A 20,999-nucleotide genomic window follows, 5' to 3' on the forward strand; every position below is an offset into this window, starting at 1 on the left:
ATGACGATGAAACAAGTTACAAAAGTGCACTATCATAGTGTGAGTAAAAATTTAGATGTTTATTTTGATGATAACTCTGAAGTTATATTTAGCGCTGAATTTTTACGGGTACACTCTCCCTCAGCAGAGGTTCAAGGCCATGGAACTGAGCCTATGAAGTTAGTACTAAATAAACAAGCAGTGGGAATTAAAACCATTACGCCAGTAGGGCATTACGCGTTACGTTTAGAGTTTGACGATGGCCATAATAGCGGGCTGTTCAGCTGGCAATATTTTGCTAAGTTACAAGCTGAACAAACGAGCTTATGGGATACGTATTTAGAACGTGTTAAACAACATGAAAACAACAAAGACAGCGTACCCATAAAGTTTGTCCCCTAGTATTTAGTCTGAACTTATACTCTGTGAATGAGAAAAAAGCGGCAATTAAGCCACTTTTTTCTGTTAGTAGTTAAACCTTATATTTTGAAATTGCTTGATGAAGTACCCTTGCTTGCTCAGAGACCTCTTCACTGGTTTGCGCATTAGTTTGTGAGTGAGCCGCAGCCCCCTCTGCAATATCTCGAATACGGACCACGTTTTTATTTACCTCAGAAGCCACCTGACTTTGCTCGTCAATAGCAGTAGCAATATGTGTACTCATTTCCATAATAGTTTGCACATCAATGGTAATTGATCCTAGCAGCTCACCCGCTTTTGTTGCTTGTGTAGCACTTTCGCCACCTTGAGTACGACATTGGTGCATGATACTCACAACTTCTTGAGTACGCTGTTGTAGGGTGTTAATAATGCCTTCTATTTCGCTGGTTGACTCCTGCGTACGCTGTGCAAGTGAGCGCACTTCATCTGCAACAACCGCAAAGCCACGACCTTGTTCACCCGCTCTCGCCGCTTCAATGGCAGCATTTAAAGCAAGTAAATTAGTTTGCTCTGCAATCGCACGTATCACATCAAGCACAGAACCTATGGTTTCACCATCTTTTTCTAGCTGAGACACCACGCTGGAAGCTTTACCAAGTGAATCAGATAAGGCATTAATATGCTTAATGGTTGACTCAACTTCAACCTGACCTTGCTGGGCGCTTACATTGGTCGATTCAGCTTTTTTAGCGGCGGCTTCAGTATTGTGTGAAATATCTTGAATCGTTGCCTGCATTTCTGTAGCAGCGGTTGCTACCATATCCGCTTCATGTAATTGCTCTTGCATACCAGAGCTAGTCGCTGAGGTTGTTTCAGATAGATTCTCTGTTGCTATATTAAGCGTTGTTAGAGCCGTATTTACTTCATAGATGAGATCTTTAAAGTCACTAATTAAACTATTAAAGTCTATGGTCATCCTCGTTACTTCACCTTTCCCTTTGTGCTCTATGAATAAGCTTAAGTCATTGTTTCGTCTGATCTGATCTATTGCTTGATAAACTTTTTCAATAGGCTGGATAATTGAACGACTGGTTAAGTACACAAGTAGCATAACGATGATACCTGCAATTATAAATATGACTATTGCTAATAATTGCGCCTGCTGCGCCGTTTCAGTTACTTGCTGTTTAGTCGCATTAGTGATCAAAGTAACCACTTCATCACTTTTCTTGACGCTTATTCTCATTTTCCCTAGGGCACCCGAATCTAAATCGACGCCTAATTCCACCTGCGCCTCTACCAATGCAGTAAATTTATTTTGGTAGTTAGCCATTAACGAGGCTAATTGATTACGTGTATTATTGGGTAGCTCTGCAGTATTTACTTGTTGTTTCAACTCGCTTGCTAATTTATTAAATCGATCTAAATACTTGGTATCTAAACGTAACATAAAATCTTTTTCAGCTCGGCGTAGCTGTAGCATAGTGGTGAGTAATTGGTAATTATTTTGCTCACTAAGCAATGTTTCTATTTTATGAACTGCTTCTCGCAGCTCGCCATATAAAGCGTCTTTTGGGTGCAACCCGATTTTACGCTGTAGTTTTACAACATTTTGAAAGTCGTCATAGTACTGTTGGGTTAACGTAGAAAATTGATTGACCTGAGCCGTAGCAATATTTAAATCTGCAGATAAAACAGATAGCTTTTCTAGTTTAAATTGTAGTTTTTTATATTCTTGTGCAAATAGCTCTAAACTAGACTCATCTTTGTAAAACAAAAAGTCTTTTTCGTATTTACGCATCGAAAGCTCATGCACATCTAGCTCTTCAGCGTACTGAATAGTTTCATTTAATTTAAGCATAATACGTGCTTCATAAATGATGATGCACAGCATAACAATCATGGCTAAGCCAACGATTAATGCATTAAATTGTAAACGACGTTTAATCGTTAGATTCTGTAAAAAGTTCATTGTAAATACCTAAATTAAATTTGCCAGTTCAGTATAACGTGATGCTTTCTTGTATTAACATAATTTTGTTACATGAAATAAACAATAATGCCTATCATTAAAAACCATAAAAAAGGGCTACCAGTAAAATTTAACCATTTACAAACTCCCTTTATACAAATGGACAATATAATCATCGGCCTGATCACAGTATTGTTTAATTTTAACAGTCTCGCCAATCAGAACTTACATCTCTCGCACTTATAAGCGCTCAGTCCATAGCTTAAAAAAATTTATTTATAAAGATGACAATTTTATTAAAAAATTATGAGTCGTGTTATTGATTTAGTTCTATTTCTGGCTAAATTTACTGCAATTAAGTCGTTGTTATTGAATATAAGGAGGGTATACTAAGTTACTAACTTATGTATCTTTTGAGGATAAAATAATGGATTACAGCACTTCTGATTTATGTGACCATTTCGCTGATGTGGTTGACGTGCTTGAACCTATGTTCATCAACTTTGGTGGTCGACACAGTTTTGGTGGCCGCATTAAAACGGTAAAATGTTTTGAAAATAATGAACTGATCCGTCAATTGCTTTCTCAAGATGGTACAGATCAGATTTTACTTATTGATGGTGGAGGCTCCACTCGCAGAGCCTTAATTGATATTGAACTGGCTGAGCTGGCACTTGAAAACAATTGGCAAGGTATTATTGTATATGGTGCACTGCGTCATGTTGATGAACTTGAAGAACTGGATTTAGGAATTCAAGCCATTGGATCAATTCCGGTTGCAGCTGACAGTGAAGGCGCGGGTGAAAGCGGCATAGGCGTTAACTTTGCGGGTGTATCATTTTTCGATGATGATTTTGTTTATGCCGACAGTACAGGTATTGTACTTTCTGCTGAAGAATTAGAGCTAGAAATAATAGAGCTGTAGCGTGACAGCACACCTTAAAGTATATAACGAAAGCACGCTCAAGCGCATTTGTTCTAACCGTGCAGGTGAACAAAAAGCGTGGCAGTCAATGGCATTACTTGACGCAAACGTTAATATACAACAAGCGCTTACTGATGCTGCACAGTTTGGTATGCGCTTTGTTTTACTGGGCGTTTGCGAAGACATTGGACCTAGAGCTAATTTAGGTAAAGGCGGAGCACAGCATGCTTGGCCCGCTTTTTTACAACACTTTTTAAACCAACCTCACAATCACGCTATTGCCATGCAAAAAGTGTTACTCCTTGGCGAAGTAAACCTTGATGACTTAATGGAACAAGCACACCCGCTTGATAACCAAAATCCTCTCGATTTAGACCAATTACGTCAGTTGTGCGCTGAGATTGATGTGCGGGTTGAAGCAATTTTAAGCATGATTTTTAAAGCCGGTCTTGAACCCATCATTATTGGTGGCGGACATAACAACTGCTTAGGTATTATTCGCTCGCTTGCAAAATATAAAAACAGCGCAATTAACGCCATTAATTTAGACCCCCATGCCGACTTTAGAGAGTGTGAAGGCAGACACAGTGGCAATGGTTTTCACTACGCCTATCAAGAGCAGCACCTTAACAGTTACCATGTAATTGGCTTACATGAGCTTAAAAATAATCAACAAATTTTTAATGCGATACAAAGTGCAAAATTTAGTTTCACCAGCTATCAAGCGATTAATGTTAGGCGAGAAATAAGTTTAACGGAGGCAACTAACAATGCACTAAACGCATTTGATAACGCACCGTTAGGAATAGAAGTTGATTTAGATAGCCTAACCAACATGCCTGCAAGCGCATTTAATTATTGCGGTTTTGATGTTAGCGATGGCGAGCATTATGTTTATTTAGCTGCAAGCAATCATCACAGTGCTTATTTACATTTATGCGAAGCAGCACCGTCGCAACATCCTCACTCTCTTGCTGCGGGTAAATTACAATGTGGTCAAGTTATCAGCGCCTTAGTAAATACCTACCTGCAAACAAAGCAAAAAATCTAATCTTCCCTAGTCTTCTTGTGCCTGTAACCACTGTTTAAACCAACTCATTAACCCTAAGCTACTTAAAGGGTGTCCGAAGTAGTAGCCTTGTGAGGCATAAGCTTTCAAACTTTTCACAAATTTAAGTTGGTCCAGTGTTTCAACACCTTCAAAAATCACTTTTGTTTGTTGCTGATTATGCATTTCTACCATGCCGCTTACTAAGCTGCGTATATTATTTTGATTACTAAAGTCAGCAGTTAAGGCCGGAGATACCTTAATATACTCCACCGCTAAACTTGGTAATTTAGACAGCAATACGGGGTTATCTCCCAAGCCATCAACGCATACTTTTAAACCTAAACTGTTAAGCCTTGCGATCATGGCTCTGCCTTTATCATCTAGGCTGGTAAAAACATGAAGCGGACATTCAATAATTAAATCGCCTGGTCTTAGTTGATGCTCACCAATTACTCCGTAAACAAAATCAACAAACTCTTCATTGAGCATTTCTGGGCCAAATAAATTAACACTCAAAGGCACCGACATCCCTTCCATACGAAGTGCCATCGCTAATTCGCCAGCACGCTCTATAACAAAGGTAGCCAGTGAATAACCAAGCCCTGCAATTCTAATATCATTTATAAATCGGCTTGCCGATAAGGTGCCTTGCGTGGGGTGTTGCCAACGCAATAACAATTCTAAAAATTCAATTTGACCATCGCCGTTGCGAATAACGGGTTGAAAAAACAGCTCAAACTCATCAGCAAAGCTGATATTCGCAAGCTCTGTTAATCGCGCTTGTTGCTCTAAATGCTCAACCGTCATTTGTTGATGATAAGCCACTATTTGTTTGCTTGGCTGACTATCAAGTGCCAAGTAAGCATGACTAATTAAATCATCAAAGTTCGTACTTTGTTGATCGCAATGAACATAACTGGCTCTTACCTTTACTTCAATAGTGCAATTTGCCACGTTAAAGGGCTTTAATGTAGCGCCAATAATTTGCTTGATAAGCTGTTGATGTAAATGATTATGGCTTTGTAGAACACAAATAAACGCGAAATTTAACCCGCCTAAATGCGCTAATTTAGCGTGCGGAGCAAGGAACAACACTTCATCACTGTCTAGTAAGTCTTTTATTCGATTTGCCGACTGCGACAACAATAAGTCACCAAAATCTCGTCCAATATGTTGATTTACCTGCGCAAACCCCTCTAGCCTTAATACAATAAGTGCGGCTCTGAATGGACCTTCATCAGTAAGCTCATTATACTTTTGACGTAACTGTTGTTTATCGGGGAAGCTGGCTAAGGGTGAGTTTTCAACATACACCTCAGGCTCGGTTTGTGGCTTTAAAGGCGCAGTAGTTTTAGGCTCATTATCAGCTAAAAAACCACTGACTGAGAGCAGTAAAATAGCCATGAGCAACCACGCTAAATGCAGCGTAAAAAAGAGATACCCTATTAACAATAAAGCAAGTAATGCGCTTGCACAGGCACTGATAAGAAGTGGTTTTTTTTGCTTTTGTAACTTCGCTTGATATAAATTAAAACCAAAACCTAGCGCTAGTAAAATAGCGAGCCAGGGTATTGCGCTACTCACCATAGCTAAGCCAATGAGCCCAGTACATACAAAGCTGAGTCTCATTACGTTACTTTTAACGGTTAATAGCGTGGCAACCATTGCCATTAAAAGTGCACCACTTAAAAAAATAGCTAAATTGATGTAGCTAAATAACGTTCCATCCATAGCTGACGTACTCACTGACATTAAATAAAACATAGGTTTAAGAGTTAATTTTATACAAACTAACTAAGTTTACCCAATATCCATAGATTTAACAGTTTATTTACCCCAAACTGATAACTTAATTGTGCAGGATGGTCAATTTGCCAATGAGCTATATCTGCGCGAGCGCCAACTTTTAACACCCCTCTATCAGTAAAACCTAAAGCACGAGCCGCATGTGCTGTTACGCCAGTTAATGCCTGCTCTGGGGTGAAATTAAATAAGGTACAGGCCATATTCATCATTAATTGCAACGAACATAAGGGTGATGTGCCGGGATTAAAGTCACTGGCGATCGCAATGGGTACTTTGTATTTATTTAACAGTTCAATTGGTGGGTATTTCGTTTCTTTTAAAAAATAAAAAGCCCCAGGCAGTAATACCGCCACAGTGCCTGCGTTTGCCATAGCTTTAACGCCTGCTTCATCAAGGTATTCTAAATGATCAGCTGACAGGCCATTGTATTGTGCTACCAGCGCTGCACCGTGTTGATTTGATAATTGCTCGGCATGACACTTGATTGCCAAACCCTGTTTTTTAGCTGCATCAAATACGCGTTGAGTTTGTGCGTAGCTAAAGCCAATGTCTTCACAAAATACGTCAACTGCGTCCACTAGGTCATGTTCAACAAGCATGCTTAGCATTTCATTGCATACTAAATCTATGTAATCATCACTGCGGTTTTTAAACTCCAGAGGCAGTGCATGCGCCCCTAAAAAGGTGTTAACCACGTCAATAGGATGATGTTGATTTAACAGCCTAGCCACCTCCAATATTTTTTTCTCATTGTCTATATCAAGCCCATATCCTGACTTAATTTCAACCGTTGTCACCCCTTCAGCTAACAATGCATTTAAACGCTCTTTTGTTGCTACAAATAACTGTTCGTGGTCAGCCTCTCGGGTTGCTTTAACTGTACTTGCTATTCCCCCGCCCTGCGCGGCTATTTGCTGATAGCTCACGCCCTGCAAACGCTGCTCAAATTCTTGCGCACGAGAACCGGCAAACACTAAATGTGTATGGCAATCAATTAAGCCAGGGGTTAACCATTGCCCTTTTACACTTAATATCGGGGTGGCTAACACATCAAAATTAGGTAAGTCAGCTTGCTTACCTAGCCACACTATTTTGCCATTTTTAATAGCTAGCGCCGCATTTTCTATTGCCCCATAAGGCGCATCAATATTGCTATCCATAGTGGCAATGTTGGCATCTGTGAGCAATAAATCGATATCATTTAACTGTTCTGTAGATTCTGTGGCTTGCATAAGTTTCTCCGCGATAATGTTCAAACAAGTTTAACAACACATCTTGTATATACAAGGTAATTATGCCATCTTATTAAGTATTGTTTATTTTTAATACATCAAAAGCGTCTATGCCAACACCTAAATTTACACAAATAAAACAGTTTATTGTGGACAAAATACGCAGTGGGCTTTGGCTTGAAAACCAACGCGTGCCCTCAGAAAATGAACTGGCAAAGCAGTTTGCGGTAAGTAGAATGACCGCACGTCGAGCGTTAAGTGAGCTAACTGATACAGGCATTTTAACCCGTAGCCAAGGGCTGGGTACTTTTGTCGCAAGCTTTAAGTCGCAATCATCATTACTCGAAATAAAAAACATTGCACATGAAGTCAAAGAGCGAAACGGAAACTACAGCTGCACAGTACAGGTGTTGGAATCAATCAATGCCGTGGCGCCAATTGCTATTGCTTTAGGTGTTGAGGTAGATAGTGTGGTGTATAGAAGTGTCATTATTCATAACGAAAACGACAGTCCCTTGCAAGTTGAAGAACGCTTTGTAAACCCGTTACTTGCCAAGGATTATTTACAACAAGATTTTACCGCTCTCACCCCACACGAATACCTATCAACGGTTGCCCCTTTAACACAAGCAAGGCACACCGTAGAGGCTATTACACCAAGCAGTGAAATGTGCCAATGGCTTAACCTGTATAACGAAGAGCCATGCTTACAAGTAATACGCCGCACTTGGTCGGTTAACGGGATTGTTAGCTTTGCACGACTTATATCGCCGGGTAGTAAGTACCGCTTGGGCGGACAATTAACATTTAAAAACAATAATAAAGCCCATAACGCTTAACACTATTTAACAGGAGTGAACAATGGATCATCGACTGGACACACAACGTGAAATACGCGCACAGCATGGCAATCAAATATCTACTAAAAGCTGGCAAACCGAAGCAGCTAAACGCATGCTAATGAATAATTTAGACCCTAATGTTGCCGAGCACCCTCAAGCTTTGGTGGTGTACGGCGGGATTGGCCGTGCAGCCCGTGATTGGCCAAGCTATGACAAAATAATTGAGACGCTTGAGCGCCTTGAAGATGACGAAACCTTATTGGTGCAATCAGGTAAACCAGTGGGGGTATTTAAAACTCATAGCAATGCACCGCGGGTATTAATTGCAAATTCTAACCTTGTTCCGCACTGGGCTAACTGGGAACACTTTAACGAGTTAGATAAGAAAGGCTTGATGATGTACGGCCAAATGACCGCTGGCTCTTGGATTTATATTGGTTCTCAAGGAATTGTTCAAGGCACTTACGAAACCTTTGTAGCTATGGCAAAACAACATTTCTCAGGCGATGCCAAAGGTAAGTGGGTGTTAACAGGTGGCCTGGGAGGAATGGGCGGTGCACAACCATTAGCTGCAACCATGGCTGGCTTTAGTGCCTTAGTGGTGGAATGTGATGAAAGCCGTATCGATTTTCGAATAAAAACAGGATACGTCGATGTAAAAGCGACAGATCTTGAGCATGCATTAAAATTAATAACCGATGCCTGTGTCAAAGGTGAAGCGCTTTCTGTGGGTTTACTCGGTAACGCGGCTGATGTTTTTAGTACCTTAGTAAAAAGTGGTATTACTCCCGATATAGTCACCGATCAAACCTCAGCCCATGATCCGCTTAACGGCTACCTACCACAAGGTTGGAGTATGGAGCATGCAGAAAAAATGCGAATCGATAATCCACAAGCAGTAGTCAAAGCGGCCAAACAGTCAATGGCTGTTCAAGTAACAGCGATGTTGGCACTGCAAGATGCGGGCGCAGCAACTACTGACTATGGCAATAATATTCGCCAAATGGCGCTCGAAGAAGGCGTAGCAAATGCATTTAATTTCCCTGGATTTGTGCCTGCTTATATTCGTCCATTATTTTGTGAAGGGATTGGTCCGTTTAGGTGGGTAGCACTATCTGGCGATCCTGAAGATATTTACAAAACAGACGCAAAAGTAAAAGAGCTAATTCCTGATGATAAGCATTTGCATAATTGGCTTGATATGGCGCGTGAGCGAATTCAATTTCAAGGCTTGCCTGCACGTATTTGTTGGGTCGGTTTAAAAGATAGAGCGCGCCTTGCTGTTGCCTTTAACGATATGGTTAAAAGCGGTGAGCTTAAAGCGCCGGTAGTTATTGGACGAGATCATCTCGACTCAGGCTCAGTTGCCAGTCCTAACCGTGAAACTGAAAGTATGAAAGATGGCTCCGACGCGGTCTCCGATTGGCCACTATTAAATGCCCTGCTTAATACCGCAGGCGGTGCTACTTGGGTATCGCTTCATCATGGCGGTGGTGTAGGCATGGGGTTTAGCCAGCACTCAGGCGTAGTGATTGTTGCCGATGGTACCGATGAAGCAGAGCAGCGTCTTGCTCGAGTATTATGGAACGATCCCGCGACCGGTGTAATGCGCCATGCTGATGCGGGTTATGAAATTGCAAAAAACTGTGCGCAACAGCAGCAGCTAGACTTACCAATGCTTAATGAGGACAAGTCATGATTTCATATACACTCAAACCGGGTCAGCTTGACTTAAACACGCTAAGAAAAATTAACAAATCAGCCATACACTTAACTCTGGCCAATGATGCACAGGCGCAAATAGCAGCCAGTGCCCAAACAGTACAAAACGTGATAAACGAACATCGCACTGTATATGGTATTAATACTGGCTTTGGGTTATTGGCCAATACTAAAATCGCTGACGATGAACTCGAACTATTACAACGCAGTATAGTGCTTTCACACGCCGCAGGTATTGGTGAGTTAATGGATGACAGCACCGTTAGGTTGATGATCACGCTAAAAATAAACTCCTTATCGCGCGGTTATTCTGGCATTCGCTTAGCTGTGCTTGAGTTTTTTATGCAGCTGCTTAAAAGTGAAGTTTACCCTTGCGTGCCTAAAAAGGGCTCCGTGGGCGCATCGGGCGATTTAGCACCGCTTGCGCATATGTGTTTGCCTTTATTAGGTGAAGGGCAAATGCGTTACCAAGGTGAGCTGATAAGTGCTGCACAAGGACTCAACATTGCAGGGCTTGAGCCACTAACATTAGCTGCAAAAGAAGGCTTAGCATTATTAAATGGCACGCAAGCCTCTACTGCATTTGCACTTCAGGGATTATTTAGAGCCGAAGACTTGTACGCACAAAGCTGTGTAATTGGCTCTATCAGTATAGAAGCGGCCATGGGCAGTCGCGCACCATTTGATGCTCGTATTCATGAGGTTCGTGGTCAACAAGGGCAAATTGATACCGCGCATGTATTTAGAGAATTACTCGATACGCACTCACAAATTAGTGACTCACATATTAATTGTGAAAAAGTACAAGACCCATATTGCCTGCGCTGCCAGCCGCAAGTTCTTGGTGCATGTTTAACCCAAATACGCCAAGCCGCCGAAGTATTACTTTGTGAATCAAACGGGGTAACCGATAACCCTCTCGTATTTGCCGATATAGGGGATATTATTTCAGGCGGAAACTTTCATGCTGAGCCCGTTGCTATGGCGGCTGATAACCTGGCAATTGCTATTGCTGAAATTGGCGCCTTAGCTGAGCGACGTATTGCTCTATTGATTGACTCTAATTTATCTAAATTACCGCCATTTTTAGTAAAAAACGGTGGGGTAAATTCAGGATTTATGATTGCTCAAGTCACCGCAGCTGCTCTCGCCTCTGAAAACAAATCCTTAGCACACCCTGCCTCGGTAGATAGCTTACCGACTTCAGCAAATCAGGAAGACCATGTTTCTATGGCAACGTTTGCAGCACGACGACTGGTTGATATGGCTAATAATACGCAAGGCGTACTGGCCATAGAATGGCTCAGTGCTGCCCAAGGGCTTGAGTTTAGAGCGCCACTACGCGCGTGTGATAAAGTAGAAAGTGCCAAAGCACTGCTACGCCAACATGTTAGCTATTACGACAAAGACCGGTATTTTGCTCCCGATATTGAAGCGGCCAACACGCTACTAAATGAAGGTAAATTGTGTGACTTCATAAGCCACTCCCCCTTACCTTCTTATTAAATACCATACTGATAACTAAAACCCAGTGCTTCTATCGCTGAGCCAATAACTTTGCGCTCAGCGACCTCATTACTACTAAAGCTTGGCATTTGTGTGCCATACAGCTCACACTTTTGTGCATAATAATCTTCTTTGGTCGGGTGCGCTGGGTTCACCACATTATAAATGCTCTGTCCTTGCGACCAGTTATTAAGGACCGCATAAATAGCATTGATCACATCTTGTTGATGCACCATATTCACTACTTGCTTACTAGAGGTATTGAGTTCTTTACCCGCCACAAAACGACCAGGCTCTCTATTTGGCCCCAACAATCCAGCTAAGCGAAGCACTTTACCTTGCTGTTCAAGCACTTGCTCTTCGGCGTCATACAGCTTTATTTGTCGCTCGTTAGTGCCTGATATATCGCTGCTTTCACTATAAACGCCAGGTTCTTGGTCATATACCCCAGTCGATGAGCACAATAAAAAGCCTTTGCAATTAAGCTCAGTTGCCAGCTTTAACGCCTGCTCAAGCACTTGCGGATAATCACTTTGACTATCTCGACTGCGAGGCGGGATTGCACAGACCCAATACGCATTTTGTAAATCCACTTGGTGCTGCAACTCGCCGTTTTGTAAAACAAACTGACGTTCAAAATCAAATTGATGAGTGTCACTTCGATGAGTCCCCTGCACTTGCCAACCTTGTTTTTGTGCATCAATACATAAGGCTTGGCCAAGCCAGCCAGCGCCAAGAACGACTAAATTATCTTTGTTGGTTTGCACTTTATTTACCCTTATTAAAACTCAATCAACGCGTTTTATAGCGATAAAAAATATAATTCTTTATGCGACTAAAAATAATATTAGCAAACGCTGGTTGCAGAAGATATTTACACACGCTTTTTTTCAATTAGTAATCTCTTTAATGATACCGCAACCATTCATTACATGTAGATAAAGCGTATGACTTAAGTGACTTACCGAGAGTAATATATAAAACGATTGCTCAATTTAAGCTTTAAAAAACGATGGCTGCTAACAAGGCGTTTAAGGGTGAAATTTAAGCGCTTTGCTCTTGTTTTTAATTTATTCAGCACCATATCTTTAGGATCTGTTTATCTGCAGTTTTAATCAAGTTTCGTTACATAACGCTATTTTTATGAGCGAGATCTCATTTTTCTGTTTTAAATGAAGATCTTTTTATTGAGGTAGTTTGATGTTTAGCAGAGTCTGGTATAGTAGCGCAGGTAATAAACAGTGCTTTTTAAGCAGCTTAATACAAAATTGCTAATTAATGTGTCCTAAAGGTTAATTTAAAGAATACATTAATTATCAATTGTAAAAAATGGGTTAGCCGATGCACGGCTAGCAAAAAAACACATTGTAACGGTTTTATCATGATATCTAATTTATTTACCAAGATTTTTGGTAGTCGCAATGACCGCACTATTAAAAACCTAAGAAAGACGGTCGCACTGATCAATGCACTTGAAACGCAGCTAGAAGCGCTTTCAGATGAAGATTTAAAAGCTAAAACAGCCGAGTTTAGAGAGCGTTACAATAACGGACAAAGCTTAGGCGATATTCTACCAGAAGCATTTGCAGTGGTACGTGAAGCATCAAAACGTGTAAACGGTATGCGTCATTTCGACGTGCAGTTATTAGGTGGTATGGTTTTACACCAAGGTCGTATCGCAGAAATGCGTACCGGTGAAGGTAAAACACTCACAGCGACACTGCCGGCTTATTTAAATGGTTTAACAGGTAAAGGTGTTCATGTCATTACCGTGAATGACTACTTGGCCAAACGTGATGCTGAAACCAATCGCCCATTATTTGAATTTTTAGGGTTAACCGTAGGCTGTAATGTTCCGGGCATGATGCCGCAACAGAAAAAACAAGCTTATGCAGCTGACATCACTTACGGTACCAATAACGAATTTGGTTTTGATTACCTGCGTGACAATATGGCATTTAGTATTGATGAGCGCGTACAACGCCCATTATTTTATGCTGTAGTGGATGAAGTGGATTCAATCCTTATTGATGAAGCACGTACGCCACTGATTATTTCTGGTCCCGCTGAAGATAGCTCTGAGCTATACACTGAAATTAATACCATTGTTCCTCTACTTGAATTACAAGAAAAAGAAGACGAGGAAGGAATTGAAGGTGATGGCGATTTCACAATCGATGAAAAATCTAAGCAAGTTCATCTTACTGAGCGTGGGCAAATAAAAGTAGAAGAGTTACTTACCGAGCGCGGCCTAATTGAAGAAGGTGACTCACTGTATTCAGCAGCGAACATCACGCTACTTAGCCACGTTTATGCAGCTCTTCGTGCGCACAAGCTTTACCAAAAAGATGTTGACTACGTTATTAAAGAAAACGAAGTCATCATTATTGATGAGCATACAGGTCGCTCTATGGAAGGACGTCGTTGGTCAGAAGGTTTACACCAAGCTGTAGAGGCAAAAGAAGGTGTGAAAATTCAAAACGAGAACCAAACGTTAGCTTCTATTACGTTCCAAAATTACTTCCGCTTGTACGAAACGCTAGCAGGTATGACAGGCACAGCCGACACAGAAGCGTTTGAGTTTCAGTCTATCTACGGTTTAGACACTGTGGTTATGCCAACCAATAAACCAATGATCCGCGATGATCGCGCTGATTTAGTTTACTTAACGCAGGAAGAAAAGTACGAAGCGATTTTAGCAGACATTAAAGACTGTCAAGAACGTGGTCAGCCGGTACTTGTAGGTACTATATCAATTGAAAGCTCTGAGTACTTATCGCAGTTTTTACGCAAAGAAAAAATTAAGCACAATGTACTTAATGCTAAATTCCACGCACAAGAAGCAGACATTGTTTCTGATGCGGGCTTACCTGGTACAGTTACGATTGCCACTAACATGGCCGGTCGTGGTACCGATATCGTACTTGGTGGTAACTGGAACAGCGAAGTTGAAAAACTTGAGAACCCAACTGACGAACAAATTGCTGAAATAAAAGCAGCATGGAAAACTCGCCATGATGCGGTAATTGATGCTGGCGGCTTACACATTATTGGTACTGAGCGTCATGAATCACGTCGTATTGATAACCAATTACGTGGCCGTGCTGGTCGTCAGGGTGATGCCGGCTCTAGCCGTTTTTACCTATCTATGGACGATGCGTTAATGCGTATTTTTGCCGGTGAGCGCATGACTAACATGATGCGTAAACTAGGTATGCAACGCGGTGAAGCGATTGAACATCCATGGGTTAACCGCGCAATCGAAAACGCTCAGCGTAAAGTAGAAGCACGTAACTTTGATGTGCGTAAACAGCTACTTGAGTACGATGATGTAGCAAACGACCAACGTCGTGTTGTTTACTCTCAACGAAATGAATTGCTTGAAGAAGGTGATATTTCAGAAACGATTACCGCTATCCGTGGTGATGTGCTCGCGGGTGTGATTGATCAATACATTGCCCCACAAAGCTTGGCTGAAATGTGGGATATACCAGGGCTTGAAGAGCGCTTAAAACAAGACTTCTTGATTGAGTTGCCTATCGCGCAATGGCTAGCTGATGACAATAAACTATACGAAGAAAAACTGCGTGAGCGTATTGAAGAAGCGGTTGAACAAGCTTACAAGCAAAAAGAAGAAATGGTTGGCGATTCTGTACTACGTCAGTTTGAAAAAGCCATTATGCTTCAAAGTCTTGACCAACATTGGAAAGACCATCTTGCTGCAATGGATCACTTACGCCAAGGTATTCACTTACGTGGTTATGCACAAAAGAACCCTAAGCAAGAGTACAAACGTGAGTCGTTTGAATTGTTCTCTGAAATGCTAGAAAACTTAAAAGTCGATGTCGTCGGTATTTTAAGTAAAGTGCAAGTTCGCGCTGAAGAAGATGTTGAAAAAGTAGAAGAGCAACACCGTAAAAGTGAAAATGCCCCTCGCGAATATCAACATGAAGAAGCAGAGCATGTAGGTGGTGAAGCACCACAAAGCGCTCAGGTTATGGCGCGTAGCGAGCCAAAAGTGGGTCGTAACGATCCATGTCCATGTGGTTCAGGTCAAAAATACAAACAATGTTGTGGTAAATTAAAATAACACCACTTTGTTACGTTAGATAAAAAGCGACGCTTGCGTCGCTTTTTTTATGCTATTTAAGGGAGAGGTAATGACTAAAGTAATCATCAATGTTGCTGTGGGTGTAATTAAAAAAAATAACAATGTGTTTATTTGTAAACGTGCAGATGAACAGCACCAAGGTGGCTTATGGGAATTTCCAGGCGGAAAAGTGGAAGCCGGAGAAAGTGTTTTTCAAGCACTGAAGCGCGAATTATTTGAAGAAGTAGGACTGACTATTCATAGCTCAAGCGAACTTGTCACTATAGAGCATGACTATGGCGATAAATGCGTACGACTTAATGTACACGTGGTCAGTAACTTTAATGGTCAAGCTCATGGCGCAGAAGGGCAACCAAGCGAATGGGTAAGTATAGACGAACTAGATAACTATGATTTTCCTGCAGCCAATGTCGAGATTATCAGCGCCATAAAAACGAAATATAGCTAAGTATAAAAGTAACTAAAAAGCCAGTGAGCATCATACTCACTGGCTTTTTAGTTTTCGATTAGTTTAAGCTAATTTTAGCTTAAATTACCAAATTTTTACGCGATCTTCAGGCTTGATATACATTTTATCGCCCTCTTTAACATCAAACGCTTGGTAAAATTCCGGCATGTTCGACAAAATACCAATTACGCGATAATGACTCGGTGAATGTGAATCGGTCATTAAACGATTGCGCAATGCCTCATCACGGTATTTACGACGCCAAATTTGCGACCAGCCCATAAAGAAGCGTTGGTCGCCCGTATAGCCTTCAATAATGGGCGCTTTAGAATCACCCAGCGATAATTGATACGCTTTATAAGCGACGGTTAAGCCGCCTAAATCACCAATGTTTTCACCCAGTGTCAGCTCACCATTAACGCTGGCATCTTCAAACGGTTTATATTGATTATACTGCGCTACTAAGGCTGCACTTCGCTGTTCAAACTGCTTAAGGTCTGACTCGCTCCACCAATTACGTAAATTGCCATCACCGTCGTATTTTGCACCTTGGTCATCAAAGCCATGGCCTAACTCATGGCCAATAACCGCACCAATAGCACCATAGTTAACCGCATCATCTGCTTCTAAATTAAAGAAAGGAGGCTGCAGAATCGCCGCAGGGAATACTATTTCGTTATTCACTGGGTTGTAGTAAGCATTCACCGTTTGTGGCGTCATATGCCACTCAGAGCGATCAACTGGCTTACCTAATTTAGCAATCATATCTGCATAAGCCCACTCACTGTAGCGAATATAGTTACCTACTAGCTCATCGGGGTTAATCGCTAAATCTGAATAATCTTTCCATTTATCTGGGTAACCAATTTTAGGCGTAAACTTATCCAGCTTTTCTTGCGCCGCAACTTTTGTTTCAGGGCTCATCCACTCAAGGTTTTCAATTGCCACTGAATAGCCTTTAATCACGTTATCAACTAATTCTTCCATGCGCGCTTTCGCTTCTGGCGGGAAGTTTTCTTTAACGTAGACTTTACCTAAAATTTCACCCAGTACACTGTTTGAAGCATCAACGGCTTGCTTCCAAAGTGGCGCTTGCTCTTCAACACCGCGTAACGTGGTGCTGTAAAAATTAAACTTTAAATCCACTAAGTCTTTATTTAGCAACTGCGCGTAATTACTAACAAAATGAAATTTTAAGTAGTTTTGCCAAACCGATAAGTCTGTATTTTTGAAAATGTCTGCAAATTTTTCAAAGTAACTCGGTTGGCTCACAATCAGTTCTTCGGCATCAACACCAACTGCTTCAAAGTAAGCACTTAAATCAAATTCACCCATTAGCTCGTTAGCTGCAGCTACTGACATTTTATTATATGATTTTGTTGCATCACGACTTTGTACCCGACTCCACTGTGCATCAGCAAGTGTCGTTTCAAGGGCAAGTATCGCTTTGGCTGCATCAGCGGCATTATTAACGCCAGCTTTAGCTAAAATATCGGTAATATAGGTTTGATATGCCGCGCGAATTTTTGTGAATTTTTCATCATCTTTTAAATAATAATCACGGTCAGGTAAACCAAGTCCCGCTTGATAGGCATAAAGCGCATTTTCACTTGAGTTTTTAGCATCATTATTAACATACCAGCCAAAAGGAAGATCTCCGCCTTTAACTTGTAGCTGTGCCATCAGTGTGACCAACGCGGCTTTATCTTTTACTGTATCAATGCTTTTAATAGCCGGCTCAAGTGGTAACATCCCTAACTCTTCACGAGCATTTTCAGCCATGTAGCTAGTATAAAATGCGCCGATCTTATATTCATCCGAACCTGGCTTTGCGCTGCTATTGGTACTGGCGTTTTCTAGTACTGTTTTCATTGCCTTTTGCGATTCATCATATAACTGTGAGAACGACCCATAGTTTGACTTATCGCTAGGGATTTCAGTTTTTTCTAACCATTTACCGTTTACGTGATAGTAAAAATCATCCTGTGCACGAACATTTTCATCGATATTTTGTAAATCAACACCTAAGGCACCAGGGGTTGCCACCGGTGCGGTTACTGTTGTTGCTTCTGCTTGCATTTCTTGTGGCTTTTCGCCGCAACCAACCAAACCTAACGCCAATGCAATACTGGCGGCAGTCATTGTTATTTTTTTCATAAGAATTCCGTATATTAATTAGAATAAATACGCATTTCATTAAGGTTTGATAACTCAAAAAAACAACAATAGGATGAAGTCTATTATCTGCTTAATGAAATACGCATCAGCTACAACCTAATTTAGGAAGTACTAACTAGGCATCATAAACCTGATTTAAATAACAATAAAATCGAATATGTAACAAAGTATTTTAAAGCCAGCAAAACAAACCGAGTAAGGTGTTAAATGGTATTTAATTAGGGCTTATTTTTACCATGCAAAGCTAAGCGTTGAAGCTTTTCTTTTAATGACGGTGGAGCAGAATCGGCGATCGCATTTAAATAATCAGCCGTTTGTTCACTCATTTTAAGGGAGTTTGTTGGTTTGCCATCAGCCACTTTAGGTCGGGTGCTTAACCGTTGAGTTGCCTGTGGATTGGCGGTAATTTTTATTTGCCCAAGCTCAGCCATACCCGCGGCTCTAAAATGCGATTGCATGTCCATTTTTAAATAATTAAGCCTAAGCGCAATAGGTGCAGAAACGGCTTCTATCATTAAGGTGCCGTCACGGTAATTACTTACTCGGCACTTTTCACCTAACTTAGGGCCTAAGAAATCGCGCAACAATTGTTGCTGTGTATCCAGTGCTTGGCTTTTTCCCGCATAGGCTGCTAAGCGATTGTTCAGCCCAGCCATAATATCGGTTAACGGTTTTGGCGCATATCTATCTTTAGCCATATCACACCTTAAAAACATCAAAAGAAGGCTTGCTTAAATTAAGTTTAATTTAAGCAAGCAAAGTGGGTTTATACCAATTCACTGAAATAAATGTTATTGCGGATGGGTATTAAGCACCTGCTACTTGCATTTGTTCAATCAGTACTGAACCAGTCTGAATCCCGCCGCGACGTTCTATATCGCCACCTATAGCAGAAATACCTTTGAACATATCTTTTAAATTACCAGCAATCGTAATTTCGCTTACTGGGTATTGTATTTTCCCATTTTCAACCCAAAAACCAGCCGCACCGCGAGAGTAGTCACCGGTTACGGTATTCACGCCCTGCCCCATCAATTCTGTAACTAATAAGCCCGTACCCATAGTTTTTAATAATGCAGTTAAATCTTGATGCGTTTGTTCTACTAACCAATTATGAATACCGCCAGCGTGCCCGGTTGGGGTCATATTCATTTTACGCGCCGCATAGCTTGCTAATAAATACGTTTGCAGCTCGCCGCCGTGAATTATTTCTCTGTCGAGAGTTTTAACTCCTTCGCTATCAAATGGCGATGATGCTAAGCCTTTAAGTAAGTGCGGACGCTCTGAAATATTAACGGTTTTGCTAAATACCTGCGTGCCTAAGCTATCCAATAAAAAGCTGGATTTACGATACAGTGCGCCACCACCAATTGCTGATACCAAATGGCCAAACAATGAATTAGCAATATCGGCTCTAAAAATAACCGGCACTTTCATGGTGCCTAGCTTTTGGCTGTTTAGTTTTGCTAGGGTTTCTGCTGCAGCTTCAAGTCCAACACTTGCTGCATCTTTTAACCCTGCTTGATCGCGAGAAATCGTGTAGGCTGAGTCGCGCTGCATATGCTCACCCTCTTTGCCTATTACCATAGTGCTTATGCTATGGCGTGTTCTTGGGTAGCCGGCAATTAAACCATGACTATTGCCATACACTCGCAGCCCTTGGTGTGAAGAAAAGCTAGCACCATCAGAATTCACAATTCGCTCATCGGCGTTTAATGCGGCTTGCTCAGCAGCATGACATAAATCAATTCCTTGCTCAGGGCTTACATCCCAAGGATGAAATAAATCTAAATCTTTAGGCGAAAACTCAAGCAGTTCTTTATCAGCAATACCATTGCACGGATCATCTGAGGTGAATTTAGCAATATCGATGGCTTTTTCGACCACAGCACGTAATGTTTTAGGATTTAAATCAGCCGTTGATGCCGAGCCTTTGTTATTACCAACATACACGCTAATGCCTAAACCACCGTCTTGATTAAACTCAATAGTTTCTACCTCCCCCATGCGCGTACTTACCGACAACCCCGAAGTGCTAGACATAGCAGCTTCTGCAGCGGTAGCACCTAGTTTTTTAGCATGTTCAAGTACTTCTGAAACGGCGTCTTTTACTTGAGAAATTTGCGAATATATTGGATCTTGGTGTTGGCTTTTCATAAATTCTGTCCTGAGCCCTGAAGGCCGTATTGCACACATTTTTTATATTTAAATGCTAACACACTCACTGCACCACATCAGCTAATATTAATCACTAAAAGAATCGCGTATAATAGATAAAGTTATTTTTACTTAAGAGCACCCCATGGCGAAGAAAAAAGGCAAGCCTGCTGAAATTGAAGAAGAAATTATATATGTATCAAAAAGTGAACTTAAGCGCGAAGCGCAAGAGTTTCATCAGTTAGGATCTGAAATTGCCAAAATGGGTAAAAAGCAGCGCGAACGCCTGCCGCTCAATGATGACTTAAAAGAAGCAATGGTGGTTGCTGATAAAATAAGTAATAAAAGTGATGCCTACCGCCGACATTTAAATTACATCGCAAAAACCCTTCGTACGGTAGAAAATATTGAAGAAATTAAAGCGATCATTGATGTCATGCTAAATAAAAATAACCAAGCTGAGGTTATGATCAAAAAAATTGAGCAACTGCGCAGTGATTTAATTGAACAAGGCGATGACTTAATCAACGAAACAATTAAACAATATCCAGCTCTTGAGCGCCAAAAAATGCGCCAAATGGTGCGTAATGCTGCCAAAGAAGTAAAAGCTGAAAAACCAGCGAGAAGCTACAAAGAGTTATTTCAGTACTTAAAAGACGCCATAATGTAACGCAGCCGCGTTATATATT

Annotated in this window: 16 protein-coding genes; 9 read left to right on the top strand and 7 right to left on the bottom strand. The window is 41.2% G+C overall.

Annotated features, from left to right (window positions below):
- Positions 1-6: 6 nt before the first annotated feature.
- Entirely contained in the window at positions 7-381 is a 375-nt protein-coding gene (locus tag MTN97_RS06890) for a gamma-butyrobetaine hydroxylase-like domain-containing protein (protein WP_036981078.1), read from the top strand.
- 70 nt (positions 382-451) lie between these two features.
- On the opposite strand, the gene MTN97_RS06895 is transcribed toward MTN97_RS06890, so the two are convergent.
- Complete coding sequence (locus MTN97_RS06895; protein WP_036981076.1) at positions 452-2,332, bottom strand: methyl-accepting chemotaxis protein; 1,881 nt, start codon at positions 2,330-2,332, stop codon at positions 452-454.
- A gap of 427 nt (positions 2,333-2,759) precedes the next feature.
- Here MTN97_RS06895 and rraA point away from each other — a divergent pair, with 427 nt between their 5' ends.
- Positions 2,760-3,257: a ribonuclease E activity regulator RraA gene (rraA, locus tag MTN97_RS06900; protein ID WP_008115004.1), complete on the top strand. Its 498-nt coding sequence runs from the start codon at positions 2,760-2,762 to the stop codon at positions 3,255-3,257.
- Position 3,258: 1 nt separating this feature from the next.
- Positions 3,259-4,308, top strand: coding sequence for a formimidoylglutamase (locus MTN97_RS06905; protein WP_248474021.1), 1,050 nt, complete (start codon positions 3,259-3,261; stop codon positions 4,306-4,308).
- Positions 4,309-4,314: 6 nt separating this feature from the next.
- Here MTN97_RS06905 and MTN97_RS06910 read toward each other — a convergent pair whose 3' ends face one another.
- Both MTN97_RS06910 and hutI read right to left on the bottom strand, forming a co-directional pair.
- Positions 4,315-6,039 carry a GGDEF domain-containing phosphodiesterase gene (locus tag MTN97_RS06910; RefSeq protein ID WP_248474038.1) on the bottom strand — a complete coding sequence of 575 codons (1,725 nt, stop codon included), beginning with the start codon at positions 6,037-6,039 and terminating at the stop codon, positions 4,315-4,317.
- Between the two features lie 59 nt (positions 6,040-6,098).
- Positions 6,099-7,346 (bottom strand): imidazolonepropionase, encoded by a 1,248-nt coding sequence (gene hutI / locus MTN97_RS06915; RefSeq protein ID WP_036981072.1) that lies wholly within the window; start codon positions 7,344-7,346, stop codon positions 6,099-6,101.
- 110 nt (positions 7,347-7,456) lie between these two features.
- On the opposite strand from hutI, the gene hutC reads away from it, so the two are divergent.
- From hutC to hutH, 3 genes are read left to right on the top strand one after another with little or no spacing between them, the layout of a single operon-like run.
- Positions 7,457-8,185 carry a histidine utilization repressor gene (gene hutC, locus MTN97_RS06920; RefSeq protein WP_096038897.1) on the top strand — a complete coding sequence of 243 codons (729 nt, stop codon included), beginning with the start codon at positions 7,457-7,459 and terminating at the stop codon, positions 8,183-8,185.
- A gap of 22 nt (positions 8,186-8,207) precedes the next feature.
- Positions 8,208-9,887: a urocanate hydratase gene (hutU, locus tag MTN97_RS06925; protein WP_248474022.1), complete on the top strand. Its 1,680-nt coding sequence runs from the start codon at positions 8,208-8,210 to the stop codon at positions 9,885-9,887.
- Positions 9,884-11,416 (top strand): histidine ammonia-lyase, encoded by a 1,533-nt coding sequence (hutH, locus tag MTN97_RS06930; RefSeq protein WP_069438805.1) that lies wholly within the window; start codon positions 9,884-9,886, stop codon positions 11,414-11,416. The genes hutU and hutH overlap by 4 nt, the downstream gene beginning before the upstream one ends.
- Here hutH and MTN97_RS06935 read toward each other — a convergent pair.
- Positions 11,413-12,183 (bottom strand): NADP-binding protein, encoded by a 771-nt coding sequence (locus MTN97_RS06935; RefSeq protein WP_069438804.1) that lies wholly within the window; start codon positions 12,181-12,183, stop codon positions 11,413-11,415. The genes hutH and MTN97_RS06935 overlap by 4 nt on opposite strands.
- A 614-nt stretch (positions 12,184-12,797) precedes the next feature.
- On the opposite strand from MTN97_RS06935, the gene secA reads away from it, so the two are divergent.
- Both secA and mutT read left to right on the top strand, forming a co-directional pair.
- Complete coding sequence (gene secA / locus MTN97_RS06940) at positions 12,798-15,506, top strand: preprotein translocase subunit SecA (RefSeq protein WP_036981064.1); 2,709 nt, start codon at positions 12,798-12,800, stop codon at positions 15,504-15,506.
- A gap of 70 nt (positions 15,507-15,576) precedes the next feature.
- The gene (gene mutT / locus MTN97_RS06945; RefSeq protein WP_016899312.1) at positions 15,577-15,975 is read left to right on the top strand and encodes an 8-oxo-dGTP diphosphatase MutT; all 399 of its coding nucleotides are present in this window, start codon (positions 15,577-15,579) and stop codon (positions 15,973-15,975) included.
- Positions 15,976-16,059: 84 nt separating this feature from the next.
- Here mutT and MTN97_RS06950 read toward each other — a convergent pair whose 3' ends face one another.
- The 3 genes from MTN97_RS06950 to pmbA form a co-directional block, all read right to left on the bottom strand.
- Positions 16,060-18,132: a M13 family metallopeptidase gene (locus tag MTN97_RS06950; RefSeq protein WP_248474023.1), complete on the bottom strand. Its 2,073-nt coding sequence runs from the start codon at positions 18,130-18,132 to the stop codon at positions 16,060-16,062.
- Between the two features lie 239 nt (positions 18,133-18,371).
- On the bottom strand, positions 18,372-18,851 hold the full coding sequence (locus MTN97_RS06955; RefSeq protein WP_036955747.1) for a DUF721 domain-containing protein: 480 nt from the start codon (positions 18,849-18,851) through the stop codon (positions 18,372-18,374).
- A 109-nt stretch (positions 18,852-18,960) separates the two neighbouring features.
- On the bottom strand, positions 18,961-20,310 hold the full coding sequence (pmbA, locus tag MTN97_RS06960) for a metalloprotease PmbA (protein WP_248474024.1): 1,350 nt from the start codon (positions 20,308-20,310) through the stop codon (positions 18,961-18,963).
- Positions 20,311-20,455: 145 nt separating this feature from the next.
- On the opposite strand from pmbA, the gene yjgA reads away from it, so the two are divergent.
- Entirely contained in the window at positions 20,456-20,980 is a 525-nt protein-coding gene (yjgA, locus tag MTN97_RS06965; protein WP_069438800.1) for a ribosome biogenesis factor YjgA, read from the top strand.
- Positions 20,981-20,999: the final 19 nt, after the last annotated feature.

The sequence above is a fragment of the Pseudoalteromonas sp. 2CM36K genome, from assembly GCF_023161865.1.
Taxonomy (GTDB): domain Bacteria; phylum Pseudomonadota; class Gammaproteobacteria; order Enterobacterales; family Alteromonadaceae; genus Pseudoalteromonas; species Pseudoalteromonas tetraodonis.